This window comes from Burkholderia sp. BC1 (genome assembly GCF_052683555.1).
This window is the reverse complement of the sequence record NZ_JBQYLP010000196.1, coordinates 1-550: the sequence shown is the minus strand read 5'-3', so window position 1 is coordinate 550 and position 550 is coordinate 1. Positions and strand designations below refer to the sequence as shown.

General features: G+C 66.0%; 1 protein-coding gene. It reads right to left on the bottom strand.

The genetic code is table 11. The features are described 5' to 3' along the window. The coding region (locus tag ACSHSS_RS30325; RefSeq protein WP_445545982.1) for a methyl-accepting chemotaxis protein at window positions 1-550 on the bottom strand (550 nt) is incomplete at both ends.

The window sequence follows — 550 nt, the reverse complement described above, 5'->3', positions numbered from 1 at the left end:
GGTCTTGATTTCCTTGGCGGCCTCGGCGCTGCGCTGGGCCAGGCTGCGCACTTCGGTGGCCACCACGGCAAAGCCGCGACCGTGTTCGCCCGCTCGGGCGGCCTCGACGGCGGCATTCAGGGCCAGAATGTTGGTCTGGAAGGCGATGCCGTCAATGACGCTGATGATGTCGGCGATCTTGCGGGAGCTTTCGTTGATGCCTGTCATGGTGTTGACCACCTGGGCCACGGCTTCACCGCCTTGGACGGCCACGGTGCTGGCGCTTTGCGCGAGCTGGTTCGCATGGCGCGCGTTGTCGGCGTTCTGGCGCACAGTGGAGCCCAACTCCTCCATGCTGGCGGCGGTTTCTTCCAGGGAGCTGGCCTGGCTTTCGGTGCGCGCCGACAGGTCGTGGTTGCCCTGGGCAATCTCGGAACTGGCCGCCTCCAGGCTCTCGGCGTTCTGGCGCACATGGGCCACCATGCTGGACAGGCTGCCCTGCATGTCCGCCAGGGCGGTTATCAATTGGCCGACTTCGTCGTTCGAACGCGTCACGATCTGCCCCGTGAGG